Source organism: Microvirga sp. P4_G7 (assembly GCF_056401005.1).
Window position 1 is genome coordinate 1 of sequence record NZ_JBFUKD010001133.1, and the last position, 620, is coordinate 620.

The window sequence follows — 620 nt, forward strand, 5'->3', positions numbered from 1 at the left end:
GTCGGGAGCCGTGCCGTTCCACCAATGTTTGGGAAGCACGAGCAATTGGCCCATGATTTGCGGCAGTTCACGATTGCCGGCCTGATCGAAGGTGAACATGATCTCGCGATCGCCGAGCTTTTCGGCTTTGGTCACATTGCCATAGTAGAACGCGTAAGTCGGGCTGTTCTCCTTCAGGACTTCGAAGGAGAAGATCACGTCGTCGGCAGTGATCGGCTGCCCGTCGTGCCAGCGCGCCTCAGGACGCAGGCGGAACTTCACAAACGAGAAATCGTCGGGATAGGAAAAAGCCTCGGCCAGAAGGCCGTAGGAGGCACTCGGTTCGTCGAGAGCCGCTTCGGTCAAGGTTTCGTAGAGCAGACCAAGGCCCTGATCCGGCGTCCCCTTCACACCAGCGATGACGATGTTGAAGCTGTCGAACGTGCCCTGCGCGCCAAGCCTGACACGACCGCCTTTCGGAGCATCGGGATTGACGTAGTCGAAATGCTTGAATCCGGCGGGATATTTCGGTTGATCCAGGAGGGCGGAACCAGGCACCAAATGGACATGGTCCCGAAACGGCCAGACGCCTCGCACCCCGGAGACGCCTCTTGATCCGCTCGATTCTGTCCGGCCTCTTC

At 59.0% G+C, this 620-nt stretch carries 1 protein-coding gene; it reads right to left on the minus strand.

What is annotated here, in order from left to right:
• Positions 1-537 (minus strand): ABC transporter substrate-binding protein (locus tag AC1DT3_RS23475; RefSeq protein WP_477467552.1); only part of this gene is annotated, 537 nt, incomplete at its 3' end.
• Positions 538-620: the final 83 nt, after the last annotated feature.